Source organism: Inquilinus sp. 2KB_23 (assembly GCF_052115705.1).
Classification (GTDB): Bacteria; Pseudomonadota; Alphaproteobacteria; order DSM-16000; family Inquilinaceae; genus Inquilinus; species Inquilinus ginsengisoli_A.
In genome coordinates this window covers 15,409-34,591 of sequence record NZ_JBFRHF010000012.1, presented here as the reverse complement: position 1 = coordinate 34,591, position 19,183 = coordinate 15,409, and the positions used below count along the sequence as shown (strand labels likewise).

Genomic DNA, 19,183 nt, shown 5'->3' with positions numbered 1-19,183 from the left:
GCGGCGGTCCCCGGCCCCCGCGTCGCCGCGCCCTCTCTGCGCCGGCCCCCGACGCTGCTATGATGGCGGCGAGGGCGGCGTCTCGACGAGCGGATCGGTGGAATGAGTGTCTGGGGAAAGATCGTCGGCGCGGCTGCGGGGCTCGCCATGGGCGGCCCGATCGGCGGCCTGATCGGGGCCGTGGCCGGCCATGCCGTCGACTGGTATCGCGGCCAGCCGGCGCCCGATGGCGACGCGACGCAGCACATCGCCTTCACGGTCGGCGTGATCGCGCTGGGCGCCAAGATGGCGAAGGCCGACGGCACGGTGACGGCGGAGGAGGTCACGGCCTTCCGCGAGGTCTTCCGCGTGCCCGAGGCCGAGGAGCCGAATGTCGAGCGCCTGTTCAACCTGGCGCGCCGCGATTCCGCGGGGTTCGAGCCCTATGCCCGGCAGCTGGCCGGCATGTTCCACGACCGGCCGGAGGTGCTGGAGGAACTGCTGCAGTGCCTGTTCCACATCGCCAAGGCCGATGGCGACGTGAAGCCGGCGGAGCTGGAGTATCTGCGCGCCGTCTCCCGGTTGTTCGGCCTGACCGCGGCGGATTTCCACCGGCTGTGCGCCGAGGAATGCTCGGGCTGCGACGTCGATCCCTACGGCGTGCTGGGGGTCGAGCCGCAGATCGACGACGAGAGCCTGAAGGCGGCCTATCGCCGGCTGATCCGCGAGCACCATCCGGACCGGCTGATTGCCCGCGGCGTGCCGGCGGACTTCCTCAGCGTGGCCACCGACAAGATGGCGCGGATCAACGCCGCCTACGACATCATCCGGCGCGAGCGCAAGCTGGCCTGACCGCGCCGGCTGGCCGTGTGGGCGGGCTCTTCGCACCCATCATCGTCATTGCGAGCGCAGCGAAGCAATCCATGGCGCCGCCTGGCATGGATTGCTTCGTCGGCTGCGCCTCCTCGCAATGACGGGGGAGGGGCGGGCGAACTGAAGAATTAATTTATTCAAATACTGAAATTAAGCATAAATTGCTATGATTTTTTTCCTGCATCTCTGCAGAAAAATCGATTATCAAAGAAGAATTGATCAAAGCATGTTGGTCCTGAAGACCTGGGCGGCCTGAATGGTCGGGACGGTCGGGCGGGCCGCCGGCGTGTCGGCTCAGGAGGCGCATTTGACCGGAACCCCATTGTTCTCAGGCGCGCGAGGCGCCTCGCGCCCGACCCGGGCCCCACGTGCCGGACGGCGCAGCGTTCTGATCCTGTCGGGCCTGCTGGCGCTGGGATATGCGGCTCCGGCACTGGCGCAGATGCTGCCGCTGCCGCCGGGCGTGGTGGTGACCGGCCCGGTCTTCCGCCGGGACGGGTCGACGGTGCCCTTCGTCCGGACCGGGGCCGACGCCAACAGCTACATCTTCAGCACCGCGCCGACCGAATCCTTCGTGAACACGGCCCAGGCGGCGGTGGTGCGGACCACCGCCGACACCCAGTATGTCCGCGTCTACACCCAGGGCACCACCCGGGCGGTCGGCGGCTTCATCGCCGGCTCCGACACGGTGCGCGGGCTGACGGCGGCACAGATCAAGGACCGGCTGGCCCTGCCGTATCTGCCGGATTCCATCACCATCGTCCGGGTGCCGGCCGGCACCTGCATCCTGACCGGGACCGGCGCCCCGATCCTGGGCAACTTCCCGGCCAACCCGCCGTCGATTCCGGTCGGCGGCCCCTGGGGCGGCGGCGGCACGGCGCAATCCCTGCTGATCGGGCGCTCCGACGACCCGAACTGCGCCAACCCGCAATTCCTGCCGGCCGACGCCTATGCCAACCAGCAGCTGATCGGCGCCAAGGCCCTGGCCTATGCGCCGCGCGCCGGCGGCGGCAATGCCGGCGCGGTCGCCCAGGCCCTGGACCGGGCCACGCCGCCGCAGCTCTTCGGCGACATGGATCACGTCTACAACAGCCTCGACCTGCTGAACATCGGCGACCAGGACCCGCTGCGGTCGGCGCTGCAGCAGCTGGACGGCGAGGTCTATGCCGACCTGCCGTCGGTCGAGATCGCCGGCGCCCAGGCCTTCCTGAACACGCTGCAGCAGCAGATGCGCCAGTCCCGCACCGGCGGAACCGGGCCGGCCGGCGGGGTGGCCACGGGATCGGGCGGGACCGGGACGCCGAACGCCTGGATCGCTGGCCTGGGCAATTTCGGCCGGCTATCGGGCCAGGCCGACACGCATGATGTCGACTTCGACACCGCCGGCGTCGCCATCGGCTTCGACCATCGCCTGGACGAGGCCCTGGCCGTCGGCGGGGCGCTGGCCCTGTCGACCAGCAGCTTCAACACCCGGGGGCTGTCGGGCGACGGCGACCTCACCACCGTCTCCCTCGGCCTCTACGCCAGCTATTCCCCCGCTGCCTGGTATGTCGACGGCGCGCTGGGCTACGCCCATGGCTGGGGCGCGGTGAGCCGGGCGATCTCCTTCCCGGGCATCGACCGCTTCGCCGCCGCCGACACGGATTCGAACCAGTTCCTGTCGAACATCGAGGCCGGCTACCGCCTGGCGCTGGGCGACAGCACCGACCTCACGCCCTTCGCGGCGTTCCAGACCATCGTCATCGGCCAGGACAAGATCACCGAGAGCGGGGCCGGCGCCATCGACCTCGAGATCGGCGGCCGCACCGTGACCTCGGCCCAGGGCCAGTTGGGCGCCGAGCTGGCTGAGCGCGTCGACATCGGGCTGGACGCGCCGCTCGGCCTGTCGCTGCGGGCGGCCTGGAGCCATGATGTCGGCGACACCGACCGGTCCTTCGACGGCCGGTTCGAGGGCTCGGATGCGGCGTTCACGGTGGACGGCGCCCGCGCGCCGCGCGACCAGGCCAGGATCGGCGTCGGTATCAGCCTCCAGGCGCAGGCGGTGAACCTGTTCCTGCGCTATGACGGCAGCTTCGCCGGCGACTACCGCAGCCAGGCTGCGACCGGGGGGTTGCGCTTCAGCTTCTAAGCCGCCGACAGCCGCCTCGGGGCCTGCCCCGGGGTGGCTATGCCTTTCGTCCCGCGTCAAACCCCTCGCCGATCGGGTGTATATCGGCCTATATAACGGGACGGTTGGGAAGGCTGGAGACGCTGGCGTCCATGGTCCGCGAAGATGAACTCCGGGCGGCCGAACGGGCCGTCGAATGGCCCGAGGCCGTCGATGCCGGGCTGGTCTATATCGGCCGCATCCACACCCCCTGGACCTCACGCTTGGATTGCCCGCGCCAGGGGCGGCTGGACGGGCCGACCTGCCGCATCGAGGTGTTCCAGCCCTGGGACCAGGCGCTGGCCGGCATCGCGGAATTCGAGCGGCTGGAGGTGCTGTACTGGCTGCACCGCTCGCGCCGCGACCTGGTGCTGCAGAGCCCGAAGAGCGACGGCGCCACCCGCGGCACCTTCTCGCTGCGGTCGCCGGTGCGGCCCAACCCGATCGGCACCTCGATGGTGGCGCTGGTCGGCATCGAGGGGTCGACCCTGCTGGTGCGCGGGCTCGACTGCCTCGACGGCACGCCGCTGATCGACCTCAAGCCCGACCGCTGTGCGTTCACGCCGCTGGCGCCACCGACGCCCGGTGACTCAGATGTGGGGGATCCGTGACCCTGTTCCGCCACCATCCTGCCCGGCGCCGCCTTCATGGGAGGGTGGTCACACCAGGCTGAGCGGCAAGCCGATCGGCCCGGCTGCGACCAATCCGGGGCTGGTCAAGTCCGGCCATTGCTGCGACAAGGGCGGCCTTCCTTCGGACCCTCCCGCGCATGACCCTCCTGCTTGCCCTTCGCAACGCGGCCGTCACCTTCGGCGGCACTCCCCTCTGGACCGGCGTCGACCTGGCGCTTTCGGCCGGCGACAAGGCGTGCCTGGTCGGCCGCAACGGCAGCGGCAAATCGACCATCCTCAAGGCCCTGGCCGGAACCATCGACCTCGACGCCGGCGAACGCTTCATCCAGCCGGGCATCCGCATCGCCTATCTGGCGCAGGAGCCCGACCTGTCCGGCCACGCCACGGTCGAGGACTATGTCATCGCCGGCCTGCCGGCCGACCGCGCCCATGACCATTGGCGGGTCGAGGCGGCGCTGTCCGCGATCAAGCTGGACGGCAACCGGCCGACCGGCTCGCTGTCGGGCGGGGAGGGGCGCCGCGCCGCCATCGCCCGCGCCGTGATCGGCGAACCCGACGTGCTGCTGCTGGACGAGCCGACCAACCATCTCGACCTGCCGACCATCGAGTGGCTGGAGAACGAGCTGAAGACCTGGCGCGGCGCGCTGCTGATCATCAGCCACGACCGCACCTTCCTGAACGCCCTGGCCCAGCGCAGCTGGTGGATCGACCGCGGCGTGCTGCGGCAGATGGACAAGCCCTTCGCCCAGTTCGACGAGTGGAGCGAGACCATCCTGGCGCAGGAGGAGGCGGAGCGGGCACGGCTGGACAAGCGCATCGCGTCCGAGACCACCTGGTCGCGCCAGGGCATCAGCGCCCGGCGCAAGCGCAACCAGGGCCGGCTGCGCAGCCTGTATGCGATGCGGGCCGAACGCCGGTCCCAGATCGACCGCCAGGGCGTCGCCGCGCTGGGCATCGCCGAGGCCGGCCGGGGGGCTGTCCGGGTGATCGAGGCCGAGCATGTGTCCAAGGCCTTTGGCGACACCGTCATCGTCAGCGACTTCTCCACCCGGGTGGCGCGGGGCGACCGCATCGGCGTGATCGGCCCGAACGGTGCCGGAAAGTCGTCCCTGGTCAAGGTGCTGACCGGGGCCGAGCGGCCCGATTCCGGGACGGTGCGGCTGGGGCCGGGGGTGGAGCCCGCCTATTACGACCAGACCCGCGTCGCGCTCGACCCCGAGACCACGCTGCGCGACGTGCTGCTGCCGCATGGCGGCGACCATGTCCAGGTCGGCGACCAGAAGCGGCACATCGCCTCCTACCTCGCCGACTTCCTGTTCGATTCCTCGCGGATGTACAGCCCGGTGAAGAGCCTGTCGGGCGGCGAGCGCGGCCGGTTGCTGCTGGCCAAGCTGTTCGCCCGGCCCAGCAACCTCTTGATCCTGGACGAGCCGACCAACGACCTGGACCTGGAGACGCTGGATCTGCTGGAGGAGGTGCTGGCCGACTTCCAGGGCACGCTGATCCTGGTCAGCCACGACCGCGACTTCCTCGACCGTCTGGTGACCTCGGTGATCGCGGTCGAGGGCCAGGGGCGGGTGACGGAGTATGTCGGCGGCTACACCGACTATCTCAGGCAGCGGCCGGCGGCCCAGGCCGCGGCGCCCGCCGCACGATCGACAGCGGCGGCCAGGCCGGCGGCGCCGAAAACCCGCACCAAGCTCAGCTTCAAGGACCAGCGCGAGCTCGACCTGCTGCCCGGCCGGATCGAGGCGCTGACGGCGGAGATCGCGCAGCTCGGCGACGCGCTGCACGACCCCGCCCTCTACACCCGCGACCCCGACGGCTTCGCCAGGAAGAGCGCCCGGCTGACGGCCGCGGAGGCCGAGCGCGAAGCGGCGGAGGAGCGCTGGCTCGAGCTGGCATCGCTGGCGGAGGAGCTCGGCGGCGGATGATGCGGCCGGTCGACCTGCTGCTGACCATCGGCGTGATGGCGATCTGGGGCTACAACTTCGTCATCGCCAAATACGGCCTGGCGGAACTGCCGCCGCTGCTGTTCATGGCGCTGCGCTTCGGCGTGGTCGCGGTGCTGCTGGTGCCCTTCGTGCGCCTGCCGCGCGGGCGCTGGCGCGACGTGCTGATCCTGGCGGTGATGCTGGGCCTGACCCACTTCTCGCTGATGTTCACCGGGCTGAAGCATGTCGACGCCGCGGTCGGGGCGATCGTCATCCAGGTCCAGGTGCCGGCCTCGGCCCTGCTGGCCATGATCTTCTTCAAGGACCGGATCGGCTGGCGCCGGGCGCTGGGCATGGCGATCGCGATTGGCGGCGTGGGCATCCTGGCCGGCGAGCCACGGCAAAGCTCGGCGCTGTGGGCGATCGGGCTGATCATGCTGGCGGCTGTGGTCTGGGCCGGCGCCAACATCCAGATGAAGCGGATGGTCGACCTCGACCCCTCCACCATCAACGGCTGGATGTCGCTGTTCGCGGCGCCGATGCTGCTCGGCGTGTCGCTGCTGGTCGAGGACGGCCAGTGGCAGGCGGTGACCCAGGCCAGCACCCGGGCCTGGATCGCGGTGGCGTTCCAGGCGGTGGTCGTCGTCATCCTGTCCTATGCGGTGTGGTACCGGCTGCTGCGGACCTATTCCGTCAACCAGACCATGCCCTATACCCTGCTGGTGCCGGTGTTCGGGGTGCTGTCGGGCGTGGTCTTCCTGGAGGAACCGGCGAGCTGGAACCTCCTGCTCGGCGGCATTGCCACGCTGATCGGTGTCGGCATCATCATCCTGCGCCGGCCCAAGGTGGTCGAAGCCCAGGCGCAGGTCACGTGACAGGCAGCGGTGGTGTCTTCTGCTCGATTTCCCGCTATGTCATGCCACGGCTCGACCGTGGGGGCGGCCATGGCGGCTCTCCGTGGCCCCCGGATTGCCGGGTGAAGCCGCACAATGACAAGATCGGAAGCAGGGGGTTCGTGCCGGTGTCTGTGTTGAACTTTGTATGATCCTGAGAGGACCTTGATGAGCAAGCTGACGGAGATCGCTCCGGACCTTTTCGCGGCGGCGCAGGTCGACCGTGCCGCGATCGCGGAGATCGCCGCCTCCGGCGCGCGGACCCTGATCAACAACCGCCCGGACGGCGAGGAGCCGGGGCAGCTGTCGGCCGCCGAAGCGCAGGCCGAGGCCGAGCGGCTGGGCCTGACCTACATCCATATCCCGGTCACCGCGTCCTCGATCGCCCTGGGCGATGTCGAGGCGATGCAGCAGGCCCTGGCGACCGCGCCGAAGCCGGTGGTGATGCATTGCCGCACCGGCACCCGATCGACCCTGCTGTGGGCCGCCGGCGAAGTGCGGGCCGGCCGCGCCGACACAGCCACCCTGGTGGCCGATGCCGGGGCCAAGGGCTTCCAGATCCCCTCCCTGCCGGGTCTGGTGGTGCGGCTGCGCGAAGACGAATAAGTCCTGATGGCGGCAGTCCAGCGAATTTGATAACTATTATGAATTCGCTGGACGGTTCGCCCGGGAGGGATTGCCGATGATCAGTGCCGATCTGGGAGCACAGCTCGAAAGCGTCGTGGCGAAGCTGGTCGAATCCGGCCGCTACAACTCCAAAAGCGAAGTGCTGCGCGAAGGCGTCCGGCTGCTGCAGGAGCGCGAGGCCCGCCTGTCGGTCCTGGATGCGTCGCTGGCCCGCGGGCTGGCCGATGCCGAGGCGGGGCGGATCAAGCCCGCGGCCGATGTCTTCGACCGGCTTGAGGACAAGTACAGGGGGCTGGCGAAGCGATCGTCATGATCGTCGTCGTCTCGGCTACGGCCGAGGCCGATCTCGAGGCAATCGGCGACCACATCGCCAAGGACAACCCCGTCCGCGCCCTCAGCTTTATCCGCGAGTTGCGGGGCCTGTGCCTGGGGCTGGCCGACATTCCCCGGGCCTTTCCCCTCGTGCCGCGGTATGAGGGTCGGGGGGTTCGCTGGCGCGTATACGGCAACTATCTGATCTTCTATCGGCTCGAGGCCGACACCGTGACGGTGCTGCATATCCTGCATGGGGCCGTCGACTTCGCCCCGATCCTGTTCCCGTCGTGACCGGCCGCCCTCCCGGCGCGGCGGTGCGGGACCGCCCGGTCTCCTGGGTCGACCTGATCGATCTCGGGCTCGACCCGGACGACCGCCGCCCGCTGTTCCAGCAACTCCACCTGGCGCTGCGCGACCTGATCGCGCGCCGGGTGGTGCCGGCCGGCACCCGGCTGCCGGCGACGCGGATCCTGGCCGACCGGCTGGGCGTGTCGCGCACCACCGTGGTCGCCGCCTATGACCAGCTGCAGGCCGAAGGCGTGGTCGCCGGCCGGGTCGGCGCCGGCACCTATGTCGCTTCCGAGATCGAAGCCCGGGACGAGCGGCCGGGCGCGGCCGTGGCCGAGCCTCCGGGCCGGGACCGGCCGGCGCCCGCGGCGTGGCGGGCGGAGACGCTGCCCTTCGCCACCGGCTTCTGCGGCATGCATGCGGTGACCGAACGCGCCTGGGGCCGGCTGGTGCAGCGCCACCTGCGCGGCATCGGCATCCGCCAGCGCACCTATGGCGACCCGCTCGGCGATCGGCCGCTGCGCGAAGCCATTGCCGAATATCTCCGGGTGGCGCGCTCGGTGGTGTGCGACGCCGATCGCATCGCCCTGGTCTCGGGCAGCCAGCAGGGGCTCGACCTGATCCTGCGCGTCCTGGCCCGGGCCGGCGACCCCGCCTGGATCGAGGATCCCTGCTACCCCGCCGCCCTGGCGGCGATGCGGCAGCATCGGCTCGACATTCTGCCGGTGCCGGTCGACGACCAGGGGCTGGACGTCGCCGCCGGCCTGGCGCTGCGGCCGGACGCCCGGCTGGTCTACTGCACCCCGACGCACCACTATCCGCTCGGCGTGGCCATGAGCCTGGCGCGGCGGCTGCAGCTGCTCGACTGGGCGCGCGACGGGCGCTGGGTGATCGAGGACGATTACGACAGCGAGTTCCGCTTCTCCGGCCGGCCGCTCTCGGCGCTGCAGGGGTTGGACCGGCATGACCGCGTGGTCTATCTCGGCACCCTCAGCAAGGTGCTGTTCCCGGGCCTGCGCATCGGCTACGTGGTGCTGCCGCCGCAGCTGGTCGACGGTTTCGCCGCGGTGCGCAACGCCGCCGACCGCTTCCCGTCCTCGGTGCTCGACGACGTGCTGGTCGACTTCATCAACGAAGGCCACTTCACCCGCCACATCCGCCGCATGCGCCAGGAATATGGCGAGCGGCGGGAACGGCTGATCGCGGCGCTGCAGGCCGAGGCGGGCGGCCACCTGACGGTCGCCCCGATCGACCGCGGCATGTATCTGGTCGCCGACCTGCGGCCGGGGCTGGACGATTGCGCGGTGGCCGAGGCGGCGCGGCGGCGCGGCGTGGTGGTGCGGCCGCTGTCGCCGATGCACATTGCGGCGCCGCCGCGCTCGGCGCTGATCCTCGGCTTCACCGGCTTCTCCCCCCAGGCGCTGGACGAGGCCGCCCGGACCCTGGGCGCGGTGCTGCGGGGGTTCCGCTAGAAGCCGGTGGGACCGACTGATCCGACCCATCGGCGGACTTTGGCGGGGTTCGCCTCGTCCATGTAAAAGAAATGGGTCATCGTCGGCCGTACGGTCTCCAGCTTCGGGTCATCGAAGCTCATCGTGACCTTGCCGTGGAAGATCTTGAGCAGCGGGCTGTCCCAATATTCGACAACGTCATGATGGGCGGTGAAGCCCTTGTCGATGAAGTCGCGCAGGTTCCGACGGATCGCTTCGCGGCCTTGCCAGTCGGCGACGCCGAGGTTGCACACCGCATTCTCCGCAAAACAGTCGAAGCCCCGGCCGAAGGTCTTGTCGTCGATCTCCCGCCACATCGCCAGCAGCCATTCCGGCGCTGCGGTCTTGGTAAAAGTGATCGTGGTCATGTCATCTCCTGGGTGTCACGCATCGTCAAACCTATGTAGGGCGGCAGGCTTCGGCGGAAGCGCCAATAGCCCCTCGTTTCCCGCCAAATCGGCCGCGCGCTGTTGAAGCCGATCTCCCGCCCGGGCATGCTTGGCGGAAATGTCAAAGCCCCCTCGCTCCCCGCCAGACGCGGTCCGCGTCATCGAGGTGCTCGCCTTCCCGTCGGTGCAGCTGCTCGATGTCACGGGGCCGCTCCAGGTGTTCGCATCCGCCAATGATCTCGTCGCCGAGGCGGGCGGAACGCCGCCCTATGCCATCCGGCTCGTGGCGAAAGGCGGGCTGGGCGTCACGGCTTCGGCCGGGCTGCAACTTGCTGCGGGGCCGCTACCACCCCTCGGCACGGCACTGGACACGCTGATGGTCGCAGGGGGCCAGGGCGTCGAAGCGGCGGCCGCCGACCCGGTGCTGGTCGATTGGCTGCGGGGGCGGGCGGGGCAGGCGCGGCGGGTCGCCTCCGTCTGCACCGGGGCATTCCTGCTGGCGGCTTCCGGCGTGTTGGACGGGCGGCGGGCGGTGACCCATTGGTCGTTCTGTGCCGATCTCGCCCGGCGCTTCCCCGCCATACGGGTCGAGGGCGACCCGATCTTCGTGCGGGACGGTCCGGTCTGGACCTCGGCCGGGGTGACCGCCGGCATCGATCTGGCGCTGGCGCTGGTGGAGCAGGATCTGGGGCGCACCGTGGCGTTGGCCGTGGCCCGCTACCTCGTCGTCTTCCTCAAGCGTCCGGGCGGCCAGGCACAGTTCAGCGCCACCCTGTCCCTGCAGGCGGCCGAGGACAAATTCGGGGCGCTCCACAATTGGATCGGCGAGCATCTGGCCGACGATCTTTCGCTCCCGATTCTGGCCAGCCGGGCGGGGATGAGCGAGCGCAGTTTCAACCGGCACTACGCGGCGGCCACCGGGCTGACGCCGACCCGGGCGGTCGAGCGGCTGCGGGTGGAAGCGGCGCGGCGCCTGCTGTCGGAGTCACGCCTGCCGGTCAAGCGGATCTCACGGCAATGCGGCTTCGGTTCCGAGGAAACGATGCGCCGCAGCTTCCTGCGCCTGCTGGCGGCGACACCGCAGGATTACCGGGCCCGGTTCGGCGCTTGAGCCTGCCCGCTCATCCCGCCGGGTTGATCATGGCCTCGATGTTCCAGCGGGGCGAAGGCGGCCTCGTAGAAGCGCTTGCTCTTCTGGAGATCGCTGACGTTGATCGTGACGTGGTCGATCATGGGAAATCTCCCGTGGTCCAGGGATCGATCACCGGCACACCGGCCGCAATAAAGGGAGACGTGTCCCGTGTCGCGACCGTAAAGCCGTGAACCGTGGCGATGGCCGCGATCTGGCCGTCGGCGACCGATATCGCATGGCCGGCCCCGCGAGCGCGTTCGATGAGATGGGCGTAGGCCGTTGCTGCCGGCCGATCGAATGCCAGGATCCGATCGCCGAACAAGGCGTCGAGCAGATCGCCGAGCGCGATGTCCAGCCCCGCCCGGCGTCTCCCCGGGGGCAGACGCGCGATGCCCACCAACAGCTCGGCAAGGCTGGTGGCGGTCAGGAACAACGTGTCGGGAGATTGCCGGTTCAGCCATTGGACCACGCGCGGGTCGCCTGTGGACCGCATCGGCTCCGAAACGACGTTCGTATCGAGAATGATCATTCGAAATCGGCCGGCTCAGTCGGCTTCGGATCGCGCGTGATGTCCAGATCGAGGCCGCCGAACCGGCGACCGAAGGCGGCCAGTTCGGAGCCGATCCCGGATTTCGGGCGAACCGCATCCTCCAGGATCCGGCGGATCTCGGCTTCGGTGCTGCGGCCGTGCCGGGCGGCCAGCAACTTCAAGGCCCGATGCGTTTCCTCCGGCAGATTGCGAATGGTAACGGCAGCCATCTGATATCGATCCCTTCCTGATTGATATCATTGATATCATTTTTAGTGAATGATATCAATGATCCCGGCGATTGGTCGGCTCGACCATGCAGAATTGGACCTTTCCAACTAGGCTGGATGGCCTCATCGAGAAGGCCAATGCCGTTCCGAGAATCGCCATGAACCAGATCGTCCCCTCCGCCCGTGCTCGGCTGAAGCGCCTGGCCAAGCGCGGCGCCTATGACCGCGAGACGGTGCATGCCGTGCTCGACGCCAGCGTGACCTGCCACATCGCCTATGTCCTCGACGGCCAGCCCTACTGCACCCCGACCGCTTATTGGCGCGACGGCGACCGGCTGTACTGGCACGGCTCCTCGATCAGCCGGATGCTGCAGGGGCAGGGGGCCGGCATCCCGGTCTGCCTGACCGCCACCCATATCGATGGGCTGGTGCTCGCCCGCTCCGGCTTCAACTGTTCGATGAACTACCGCTCGGTGATGGTGTTCGGCACCGCGGCGAAGGTCGAGGACGAGGCCCATAAGCTGGAGGCGCTCGACGCCTATGTCGAACGGCTGTTCCCCGGCCGGGTGGCCGAGATGCGGCGCCCGTCGGTGAAGGAGGTGCGGGCCACCACCCTGATCTCGATGGAGATCGAGGAGGCCAGCGCCAAGATCCGCAGCGGCCCGCCGCACGATGACGACGACGACCTCGATGCCGGCATCTGGGCCGGGGTGATCCCGATCACCGAAACCATCGGCGCGCTGCAGCCCTGCCCGCTGCTGCCGGCCGGCATCGCCCCGGGCGCCACCACCGATCCCTACGCGCCGGGCCGGCATTTCGACGATATCCTGCGGGCCAATGTCGGGGGCGGCGTCGCCCCGGCCGATGCCGGCGAGTGAGGGGAGTGCGACCATGACTGACCACACCAACGCCCTGGGCCAGCCGATCGGCGCCCCAGTCCCCGGCTGGGAGAAGCGGCCGCTGCCGCCGCGGACGCCGATGGAGGGCCGCACCTGCCGGCTGGTTCCGCTCGACGTCGCCGGCCATGCCGGGGAACTGTACGACGCCATGGGCCGGGACACGGAGGGCCGCAACTGGACCTATCTCCCGATCGGGCCCTTCGCCGAGTTCGAGGGCTTCCGCGCCTGGCTGGAGAAGATGGCGGCGGGCAGCGACCCGATGTTCCACACCGTGATCGACCGCGCCACCGGCCGGGCGGTCGGCGTCGCCTCCTATCTCCGCATCGATCCGGCGAACGGGACGATCGAGGTGGGCCACATCCACTTCTCGCCGCTGCTGCAGCGAACGCCGATGGCGACCGAGGCGATGTTCCTGATGATGCGCCGGGTGTTCGACGAACTGGGCTACCGCCGCTACGAATGGAAGTGCGACAGCCGCAACGCGCCGTCGCGCGCCGCCGCGGCCCGGCTCGGCTTCCAGTATGAGGGGCTGTTCCGCCAAGCCCTGGTCTACAAGGGCCGCAACCGCGACACCACCTGGTACTCGATCATCGACGGCGAATGGCTGCGGCTGCGCGCCGCCTTCGAACACTGGCTGAGCCCCGCGAATTTCGACGCTGAAGGCCGCCAGCGCGAGAGCCTGTCGACGCTGACCAAGGCGCCGGCGTAGCCCTTCGCCCGGCACCTGTTCAGAACCCCAAACACCGTCATTGCGAGCGTAGCGAAGCAATCCATCGGGCCGTGAGAGCGGAAGCATGGATTGCTTCGTCGGCTTCGCCTCCTCGCAATTGTCTGTTGGAAAGAGGGTAGAAAGGATCATTCCGCGAGAGCGGGATGCYCCGGTCCGGGTGGCCACCCGGACCGGRGCGCGGAAAGACAGACCGCCTCGCAATCGGGCTCGACGCCCGTCGTCATCCGGGTCGTCTTTCCGCTTCCCTKGCMACGCTTGATGAGTTGAAGGGGCCTCTTCGTCCMACCGGCGAACGCCCGCAGACAATCACAAGCTGCTGGAGGATACCCYCTCATGACCTSTGTCTCCACYCCGGCGTCCCGCTTCATCGGCTGCGATGTCAGCAAGTCCRMYATCGTCGTCTTCGACGACACCACCGGACGGACCCGCACCRTCGCCAACCAGCCCGRGAGCCTGGCCCGCTTCGCCGCCGGACTGGACCCTTCCTGCCTGGTCGTCTGCGAAGCCACCGGCGGCTATGAAGYCGCCCTGCTCGACGCTCTCCTCGCCGCCAACGTCCCCGCCCACCGTGCCGATGCCCGCAAGATCAAGGCCTTCATCCGCTCCTTCGGCACGCTGGGCAAAACCGACACCCTCGATGCCAAGGCYATCGCCCGCTATGCCAGGGAACGCGGCTCCGAGCTCACGCGCTGGCAGCCTCCCGATCCTGACCGCGCCACCCTCCAGGCCCTCGTCCTCACCCGTCACGATCTCGTCCGCCAGCAGACCGCCTTCTCGAACCGACGCCAGGCTCCAGGCGCCGAACCCGTCCGCGTTCACCTCGACGACTTCCTCGCCTGCATCGCACGACAGATCAAGGCCATCGAGCTCAGGATCGCCGCCATCCTCAAGGCCTCAAAGCCCCTCAAACGCGACGCCGACATCCTCACCTCCATCCCCGGCATCGGCTTCAAGACCGCCGCCGACCTCCTCGCCCTCATGCCTGAGCTCGGCTCCCTCGACCGACGACAGGCCGCAGCCCTCGCCAGCCTCGCTCCTCACCCCCGACAAAGCGGAAACGCCAACGCCTACCGCCGCACCAAAGGCGGCAGACCCGAAATCAAACGCGCGCTCTTCATGGCCGCAATGGCCGCCAGCAACCATCACCCCACACTCAGGCCCTTCTTCCTCAAACTCCTCGCCAACGGCAAAAAGAAGCTCGTCGCCCTCACCGCCCTCATGCGCAAGCTCATCATCATCGCCAACGCAAAACTCAGACAGGAACATCAACTGAGTTGATGACGGTGGAGAGGCGGGGCGACGCATTCACGCCGATAAGGCTCGCCGTCACATCTTTGTCATGGGACGGCATGGGATCGCCTTGCGGTCCGGCGCCCGGGTTCCTATACACACCGCAGCAGATGGCCGGATGGCCGCTCTGCCGGGCTTCGGCCTGGCGGGGAGGAAAGTCCGGGCTCCACGGAAACACGGTGCCGGGTAACGCCCGGCGGGGGCGACCCTAGGGAAAGTGCCACAGAAAGCAAACCGCCCGGCTCCGGCCGGGTAAGGGTGAAAGGGTGCGGTAAGAGCGCACCGCGCGGCCGGCAACGGTCGTGGCACGGTAAACCCCACCGGGAGCAAGACCGAATAGGGGCGGGGCGGTCCATGGGTCACCATGGGCCGACAGGCGTTTCCGCCTGCCGTCCGGGTTGGTCGCGCGAGGCGACGGGCAACCGTCGTCCCAGAGGAATGGCCATCCTTCGGCTTGCGTCTCCCCAGGCCCTCGGGCCCGGGCGGGATGCGGGGCCGGAGACAGAACCCGGCTTACAGGCCATCTGCTGCTTTTCCGCCCCCGTGGCGCCGCTGCGCACCGTCCCGCCCGCAAGGGGCCGGGGCGGTTTTCTGTGTCTGAACGTGAGAACAAAAGAAAAACGAAGGCGAGTTCGGAGTCGAGACCCATGCTCCATCTTGGGCTTTTGTTCCGAGGATTCTGCAGAGTCTAGGCAAAGAGGCCGAAATGCCACGGAAGCCAGAAAATCCAGTGATTTCCCATGTCTAGACCTGCCTATCCCATTGTGTTCCACCGTTACCCATGATATCCCATGAACTCCCATCGGATGGGGTCGATCTCCCGGAATTCGGGGTCCGGGCGACAGAGGTGACGAGACGGCGGGCGCGCCGTCAGGGGGATGGATGGCTCGGTTCACGGGCACTTACGTCAACAAGGTCGACAAGAAGGGGCGGGTCAGCGTGCCCGCTCCCTTCCGCGCGACCTTGGAGGCGTTGGGCGCCCCCCTGGTGAACGTGAAGCCGACGCCGGACCGCCAGGCCCTGGACGGGGTCACCGAAGCCTACATGGACGAGGTCCAGCGCCGGCTCGACGCCATGGACCTGTACTCGCCGGAGCGCGAGGCGCTGGAAATCCGCGAATTCTCCGAGACGCAGCAGCTGCAGATGGATCCGGAAGGCCGGATCATCCTGCCGCGGCTGCTGATCGACATGGCCGGCATCGGCGAGACCGTCGCCTTCATGGGCATGGGCAGCCGCTTCCAGATCTGGGAGCCCGAGGCGCTGAAGGCGCACCAGCAGTCCCGCCTGACCGCGTCGCGCGACCTGACCCTGGCCCGCGCCGGGGCCAATGGAGGCGTGGCATGAGCGGCACGCATCTCCCGGTCCTCCTGGCCGAGATCGTGGCCGCGGTGGCGCCGCGCGACGGCGACCTGATCGTCGACGGCACTTTCGGCCGCGGCGGCTATGCCCGCGGCCTGCTGGCGGCCGCCGACTGCCGGGTGGTCGGCATCGACCGCGACCCCGAGGCGGTGGCCGAGGGCCGGCGGCTCGAGGCCGAGCAGCCGGGCCGGTTCCGCATCGTCGAAGGCCGCTTCGGCGCGATGGACGAGCTGATCGGCGAGGCGGTGGACGGCATCGTGCTCGACCTCGGCGTGTCCTCGCCGCAGATCGACGACCCGGCGCGCGGCTTCTCGTTCCGCGCCGACGGCCCGCTCGATATGCGCATGGGACGGGATGGGGCGACCGCCGCCGACCTGGTCAACAGCATGGCCGAGGACGACCTCGCCAATGTGATCTACGACTTCGGCGAGGAGCGGCTGTCGCGCCGCGTCGCCCGCGCCATCGTCGCCGCCCGCAAGGATGCCCGGATCGAGCGCACCCTGCAGCTGGCCGAGATCGTGCGCCGCGTGGTGCCGCGGTCGAAGGACGGCATCGATCCGGCGACGCGCACCTTCCAGGCGCTGCGCCTGTGGGTGAATGACGAACTGACGGAACTCGACCACGGCTTGAGCGGGGCCGAGCGCCTGCTTCGGCCCGGGGGACGGCTCGCCGTGGTCACTTTCCACAGCCTGGAGGATCGCCGCGTCAAGCGCTTCCTGGCGGAGCGCAGCGGTGGCGGCGGCGGGGTGTCGCGCCACATCGCGGCGCCGAGTGGTGACGACCGAGCCCCGAGCTTCCGTCTCGGGGCCAAGCGGTCGGTCACGCCGGGCGAGGCGGAGACCCGCGGCAATCCGCGCGCCCGTTCGGCGCGGCTGCGGTCGGCGATCCGGAGCGAGGCCCCGGCCTGGCCGCCGGTTGGCCAGGGCGGTGGGGACAGGGGGAGGGTGGCAGCATGATCCGCGTCGGCACGATGATTTGGCTCGGTCTGATCGGTGCGTCCAGCGCGTTTCTGTTCAAGACCAGCTACGAGGTCCAGTCCCTGGAGGGCGAGTTGCGCGGCCTCAACCGCTCGATCCTGCGCGAGCAGGATTCGATCCGGGTGATGCATGCCGAATGGGCCTTCCTGAACCAGCCGTCGCGCTTGCAGGCGCTGACCGACCAGTATACGAAGCTGCGCCCGATCGCGCCGGCGCAGATGATTGCCAGCGCGTCGGTCCTCCCGATGCCGCAGCCGTCGCTCGACGGCGAGCCGATGGCGCCCTCGGCGTCGCTGGTCGCCCAGATCGACGCGCTGCCCAGCTTCGGGCCCGTGCCCGTGCCGGGCCACAGGCCCGGCGAGGGTGGTGTCCTTCTTGCCGCGGCCGAGCCGATGCCCGTCCAGATCTCCCCCATCCAGGGTGCCGGCGCCCCCGTGCAGCCGGCCGTCGCCGCTGTTCCGGCAGCGCCAGTCGTCGCCCCGGTGCAGGTCGCGGCACTCGAGACCCGTCCGGTGGCCGCGCCGGCGCCGGTCGCCGCTGCGGCCCCGCTCCCGGTCCGGGTGGTCGCCGACGTGCCGATCCGGCCGATCGTGGCGCCGCGCCGGCCCCCGGCGCCGCTTGAGGCGGTGGCCCAGGCCCTGACCCCGACCCGGGCGGCCTCGTCGGATGACCCGATCGGGGCGCTGCTCGCCGGCATCGACGGCTCCCGGAGCCTTCGATGACGACAGACGCGCTGGACGCATACCCCTCGACACCGCGGCAGGTGGAGCCGGCCTCTCGGCCGGCTCAACGCCTTTCCGCGGCGATCGAGACCGGGCGCCAGCGTGTCGTCATCTCCGCCCTGATCTTCACCGTCGCCTTCGCCGGCATCGGCCTCCGCCTGGTCGACCTCATGGCCTTCGGCAGCGACGCCGACAGCGCCCTCGCCACCCACGCGCTTTCGGCCACCGCCCCGGTCACCGACCGGGCCGACCTGCGCGACCGCAACGGCCTGGTCCTGGCCACCACCCTGCCGTCGGTCTCGCTCTACGCCGACCCCAAGATGGTGCTGGACCCGATCGAGGCATCGCTGCGCCTGGCCAAGACGCTGCCGGGGCTCGATTCCGACAAGCTGCTGGCCGACCTGTCGTCGGAGCGCCGCTTCGTCTGGCTGAAGCGCGGCCTGACCCCGTCGCAGCAATACGAGGTCAACCGCCTCGGCATCCCCGGCCTGGCCTTTCAGAACGAAGACCGCCGCTACTACCCGGCCGGCGCTCTGACCTCGCACACCATCGGCTTCACCAACATCGACGCCCAGGGCATCTCCGGCCTGGAGAAGAGCCTGGACACCCGGCTGGAGAATGGCGAGTCGGTGCAGTTGTCGCTCGACCTGCGGCTGCAGGAGATGGTGCGGGACGAGCTGCAGTCGACCATCGCCACCTTCCATGCCCAGGGCGGCAACGCGCTGGTCATGGACGTGAACACCGGCGAGGTCCTGGCGATGGTCTCGCTGCCGGACTTCAACCCGTATGAGCCGGGCGGCCCGTCCGAGGAGTCGATGTTCAACCGGAACACGCTCGGCGTGTACGAGCCGGGATCGACCTTCAAGATCTTCAACACGGCGATGGCGCTGGAAAGCGGCACCTCGACCCTGACCTCGATGTACGACGAAGGCCCGATCCACATCGGGCGCTTCACCATCCACAACTTCCGGGGCGACCCCCAGTCGGGGATGCTCAGCGTCTACGAGATCTTCCGGCTGTCGCTCAACACCGGCTCGGTGCACATGGAAGAGGCGGCGGGTGTCGACCGGCAGAAGGAGTTCCTGACCCGGCTCGGCCTGACCAAGCCCGCCCCGATCGACCTGCCCGAGGTCGGCGCGCCGATGGTGCCGCATCCCTGGAGCAAGGTCAGCGGCATGACCATCGCCTATGGCCACGGCATGGCGGTGTCGCCGCTGTCCCTGGTCACCGCCGTCAGCGCCATCGTCAATGGCGGCATCCTGCACCAGCCGACGCTGTTCAAGCGCGACCCGTCGCAGCCGGTGCCCGGCACCCGCGTGATCACGCCCGAACTGTCGCGGACGATGCGGATGCTGATGCGCGCGGTGGTCACCGGCGGCACCGCGACCAAGGCCGAGGTGCCCGGCTATTTCGTCGGCGGCAAGACCGGCACGGCGGACAAGGCGGCGAAGGGCGGCTACAACCGCCGGGCGCGCGTGACCGACTTCGTCGGCGTGTTCCCGATCTACGCTCCGAAATACATCGTCATGACGATGCTGGACGACCCGCAGCCGATCAAGGGCACCTACGGCTTCGCCAGCGCCGGCTGGAATTCGGCGCCGCTGGGCGGCCGGATCATCGCCCGGATGGGCCCGCTGCTGGGGCTCCAGCCCGCCGATCCGAAGGACCCGGCCATCCTGCAGGCGCTGTCGCCGCCCAGCTCCGCCGTCGCCGCCAGCCTCCAGGCTTCGGCCGGCAGCGAGGACTGAG

General features: G+C 69.4%; 21 protein-coding genes and 1 other RNA gene. 18 read left to right on the top strand and 4 right to left on the bottom strand.

Annotated elements, in window-relative coordinates:
• Window positions 1-102 precede the first annotated feature (102 nt).
• The 9 genes from AB4112_RS16860 (at window position 103) to pdxR (ending at window position 9,159) form a co-directional block, all read left to right on the top strand.
• Complete coding sequence (locus AB4112_RS16860; protein ID WP_309791912.1) at window positions 103-831, top strand: TerB family tellurite resistance protein; 729 nt, start codon at window positions 103-105, stop codon at window positions 829-831.
• A 328-nt stretch (window positions 832-1,159) separates the two neighbouring features.
• Window positions 1,160-2,980, top strand: coding sequence for an autotransporter outer membrane beta-barrel domain-containing protein (locus AB4112_RS16855; protein ID WP_441721220.1), 1,821 nt, complete (start codon window positions 1,160-1,162; stop codon window positions 2,978-2,980).
• 131 nt (window positions 2,981-3,111) lie between these two features.
• Entirely contained in the window at window positions 3,112-3,609 is a 498-nt protein-coding gene (tsaA, locus tag AB4112_RS16850; protein ID WP_309791914.1) for a tRNA (N6-threonylcarbamoyladenosine(37)-N6)-methyltransferase TrmO, read from the top strand.
• A gap of 158 nt (window positions 3,610-3,767) precedes the next feature.
• Window positions 3,768-5,564, top strand: coding sequence for an ABC-F family ATP-binding cassette domain-containing protein (locus AB4112_RS16845; RefSeq protein ID WP_441721216.1), 1,797 nt, complete (start codon window positions 3,768-3,770; stop codon window positions 5,562-5,564).
• On the top strand, window positions 5,561-6,439 hold the full coding sequence (locus AB4112_RS16840) for a DMT family transporter (protein WP_309791916.1): 879 nt from the start codon (window positions 5,561-5,563) through the stop codon (window positions 6,437-6,439). Before AB4112_RS16845 ends, AB4112_RS16840 begins: the two co-directional genes overlap by 4 nt.
• Before the next feature lie 186 nt (window positions 6,440-6,625).
• Window positions 6,626-7,063, top strand: a complete 438-nt coding sequence (locus tag AB4112_RS16835; RefSeq protein WP_309791917.1) for a TIGR01244 family sulfur transferase — start codon at window positions 6,626-6,628, stop codon at window positions 7,061-7,063.
• Between the two features lie 76 nt (window positions 7,064-7,139).
• The gene (locus AB4112_RS16830; RefSeq protein WP_441721213.1) at window positions 7,140-7,397 is read left to right on the top strand and encodes a type II toxin-antitoxin system ParD family antitoxin; all 258 of its coding nucleotides are present in this window, start codon (window positions 7,140-7,142) and stop codon (window positions 7,395-7,397) included.
• The gene (locus AB4112_RS16825) at window positions 7,394-7,690 is read left to right on the top strand and encodes a type II toxin-antitoxin system RelE/ParE family toxin (protein ID WP_309791919.1); all 297 of its coding nucleotides are present in this window, start codon (window positions 7,394-7,396) and stop codon (window positions 7,688-7,690) included. Before AB4112_RS16830 ends, AB4112_RS16825 begins: the two co-directional genes overlap by 4 nt.
• Entirely contained in the window at window positions 7,687-9,159 is a 1,473-nt protein-coding gene (gene pdxR / locus AB4112_RS16820) for a MocR-like pyridoxine biosynthesis transcription factor PdxR (protein ID WP_441721210.1), read from the top strand. The genes AB4112_RS16825 and pdxR overlap by 4 nt, the downstream gene beginning before the upstream one ends.
• On the opposite strand, the gene AB4112_RS16815 is transcribed toward pdxR, so the two are convergent.
• The gene (locus tag AB4112_RS16815) at window positions 9,156-9,545 is read right to left on the bottom strand and encodes a hypothetical protein (RefSeq protein WP_441721207.1); all 390 of its coding nucleotides are present in this window, start codon (window positions 9,543-9,545) and stop codon (window positions 9,156-9,158) included. The two genes, pdxR and AB4112_RS16815, sit on opposite strands and share 4 nt — an antisense overlap.
• 139 nt (window positions 9,546-9,684) lie before the next feature.
• Here AB4112_RS16815 and AB4112_RS16810 point away from each other — a divergent pair, with 139 nt between their 5' ends.
• Window positions 9,685-10,677, top strand: a complete 993-nt coding sequence (locus AB4112_RS16810; RefSeq protein ID WP_441721204.1) for a GlxA family transcriptional regulator — start codon at window positions 9,685-9,687, stop codon at window positions 10,675-10,677.
• On the opposite strand, the gene AB4112_RS16805 is transcribed toward AB4112_RS16810, so the two are convergent.
• Genes AB4112_RS16805 through AB4112_RS16795 form a run of 3 tightly spaced genes read right to left on the bottom strand, consistent with a single transcriptional unit; the run spans window position 10,653 to window position 11,457 of the window.
• On the bottom strand, window positions 10,653-10,799 hold the full coding sequence (locus AB4112_RS16805; RefSeq protein WP_441721202.1) for a VOC family protein: 147 nt from the start codon (window positions 10,797-10,799) through the stop codon (window positions 10,653-10,655). The two genes, AB4112_RS16810 and AB4112_RS16805, sit on opposite strands and share 25 nt — an antisense overlap.
• Entirely contained in the window at window positions 10,796-11,227 is a 432-nt protein-coding gene (locus AB4112_RS16800) for a type II toxin-antitoxin system VapC family toxin (RefSeq protein WP_441721199.1), read from the bottom strand. Before AB4112_RS16800 ends, AB4112_RS16805 begins: the two co-directional genes overlap by 4 nt.
• Entirely contained in the window at window positions 11,224-11,457 is a 234-nt protein-coding gene (locus AB4112_RS16795; protein ID WP_441721196.1) for a FitA-like ribbon-helix-helix domain-containing protein, read from the bottom strand. Before AB4112_RS16795 ends, AB4112_RS16800 begins: the two co-directional genes overlap by 4 nt.
• A gap of 158 nt (window positions 11,458-11,615) precedes the next feature.
• Here AB4112_RS16795 and AB4112_RS16790 point away from each other — a divergent pair, with 158 nt between their 5' ends.
• The 8 genes from AB4112_RS16790 (at window position 11,616) to AB4112_RS16755 (ending at window position 19,182) form a co-directional block, all read left to right on the top strand.
• Window positions 11,616-12,335, top strand: a complete 720-nt coding sequence (locus AB4112_RS16790) for a pyridoxamine 5'-phosphate oxidase family protein (RefSeq protein WP_441721193.1) — start codon at window positions 11,616-11,618, stop codon at window positions 12,333-12,335.
• 13 nt (window positions 12,336-12,348) lie between these two features.
• Window positions 12,349-13,065 (top strand): GNAT family N-acetyltransferase, encoded by a 717-nt coding sequence (locus tag AB4112_RS16785; RefSeq protein WP_441721191.1) that lies wholly within the window; start codon window positions 12,349-12,351, stop codon window positions 13,063-13,065.
• 354 nt (window positions 13,066-13,419) lie between these two features.
• Window positions 13,420-14,364, top strand: coding sequence for an IS110 family transposase (locus AB4112_RS16780; protein WP_441721188.1), 945 nt, complete (start codon window positions 13,420-13,422; stop codon window positions 14,362-14,364).
• 118 nt (window positions 14,365-14,482) lie between these two features.
• Window positions 14,483-14,908, top strand: an RNA gene (gene rnpB / locus AB4112_RS16775) — RNase P RNA component class A.
• A 350-nt stretch (window positions 14,909-15,258) separates the two neighbouring features.
• Entirely contained in the window at window positions 15,259-15,720 is a 462-nt protein-coding gene (locus AB4112_RS16770) for a division/cell wall cluster transcriptional repressor MraZ (protein ID WP_441721185.1), read from the top strand.
• Window positions 15,717-16,691 carry a 16S rRNA (cytosine(1402)-N(4))-methyltransferase RsmH gene (gene rsmH / locus AB4112_RS16765; RefSeq protein ID WP_441721183.1) on the top strand — a complete coding sequence of 325 codons (975 nt, stop codon included), beginning with the start codon at window positions 15,717-15,719 and terminating at the stop codon, window positions 16,689-16,691. The genes AB4112_RS16770 and rsmH overlap by 4 nt, the downstream gene beginning before the upstream one ends.
• The gene (gene ftsL / locus AB4112_RS16760) at window positions 16,688-17,434 is read left to right on the top strand and encodes a cell division protein FtsL (RefSeq protein ID WP_441721180.1); all 747 of its coding nucleotides are present in this window, start codon (window positions 16,688-16,690) and stop codon (window positions 17,432-17,434) included. Before rsmH ends, ftsL begins: the two co-directional genes overlap by 4 nt.
• The gene (locus tag AB4112_RS16755; RefSeq protein ID WP_441721178.1) at window positions 17,431-19,182 is read left to right on the top strand and encodes a peptidoglycan D,D-transpeptidase FtsI family protein; all 1,752 of its coding nucleotides are present in this window, start codon (window positions 17,431-17,433) and stop codon (window positions 19,180-19,182) included. The genes ftsL and AB4112_RS16755 overlap by 4 nt, the downstream gene beginning before the upstream one ends.
• The last annotated feature ends 1 nt before the right edge of the window (window position 19,183 follow it).

Excerpts from the sequence above, each read along its gene's own strand:
- AB4112_RS16860 (WP_309791912.1), top strand. The coding sequence starts at position 103 with ATGAGTGTCTGGGGAAAGATCGTCGGCGCGGCTGCGGGGCTCGCCATG.
- tsaA (WP_309791914.1), top strand. The coding sequence starts at position 3,112 with ATGGTCCGCGAAGATGAACTCCGGGCGGCCGAACGGGCCGTCGAATGG.
- AB4112_RS16845 (WP_441721216.1), top strand. The coding sequence starts at position 3,768 with ATGACCCTCCTGCTTGCCCTTCGCAACGCGGCCGTCACCTTCGGCGGC.
- AB4112_RS16840 (WP_309791916.1), top strand. The coding sequence starts at position 5,561 with ATGATGCGGCCGGTCGACCTGCTGCTGACCATCGGCGTGATGGCGATC.
- AB4112_RS16835 (WP_309791917.1), top strand. The coding sequence starts at position 6,626 with ATGAGCAAGCTGACGGAGATCGCTCCGGACCTTTTCGCGGCGGCGCAG.
- AB4112_RS16830 (WP_441721213.1), top strand. The coding sequence starts at position 7,140 with ATGATCAGTGCCGATCTGGGAGCACAGCTCGAAAGCGTCGTGGCGAAG.
- AB4112_RS16825 (WP_309791919.1), top strand. The coding sequence starts at position 7,394 with ATGATCGTCGTCGTCTCGGCTACGGCCGAGGCCGATCTCGAGGCAATC.
- AB4112_RS16815 (WP_441721207.1), bottom strand. The coding sequence starts at position 9,545 with ATGACCACGATCACTTTTACCAAGACCGCAGCGCCGGAATGGCTGCTG.
- AB4112_RS16810 (WP_441721204.1), top strand. The coding sequence starts at position 9,685 with ATGTCAAAGCCCCCTCGCTCCCCGCCAGACGCGGTCCGCGTCATCGAG.
- AB4112_RS16805 (WP_441721202.1), bottom strand. The coding sequence starts at position 10,799 with ATGATCGACCACGTCACGATCAACGTCAGCGATCTCCAGAAGAGCAAG.
- AB4112_RS16800 (WP_441721199.1), bottom strand. The coding sequence starts at position 11,227 with ATGATCATTCTCGATACGAACGTCGTTTCGGAGCCGATGCGGTCCACA.
- AB4112_RS16795 (WP_441721196.1), bottom strand. The coding sequence starts at position 11,457 with ATGGCTGCCGTTACCATTCGCAATCTGCCGGAGGAAACGCATCGGGCC.
- AB4112_RS16790 (WP_441721193.1), top strand. The coding sequence starts at position 11,616 with ATGAACCAGATCGTCCCCTCCGCCCGTGCTCGGCTGAAGCGCCTGGCC.
- AB4112_RS16785 (WP_441721191.1), top strand. The coding sequence starts at position 12,349 with ATGACTGACCACACCAACGCCCTGGGCCAGCCGATCGGCGCCCCAGTC.
- AB4112_RS16770 (WP_441721185.1), top strand. The coding sequence starts at position 15,259 with ATGGCTCGGTTCACGGGCACTTACGTCAACAAGGTCGACAAGAAGGGG.
- rsmH (WP_441721183.1), top strand. The coding sequence starts at position 15,717 with ATGAGCGGCACGCATCTCCCGGTCCTCCTGGCCGAGATCGTGGCCGCG.
- ftsL (WP_441721180.1), top strand. The coding sequence starts at position 16,688 with ATGATCCGCGTCGGCACGATGATTTGGCTCGGTCTGATCGGTGCGTCC.
- AB4112_RS16755 (WP_441721178.1), top strand. The coding sequence starts at position 17,431 with ATGACGACAGACGCGCTGGACGCATACCCCTCGACACCGCGGCAGGTG.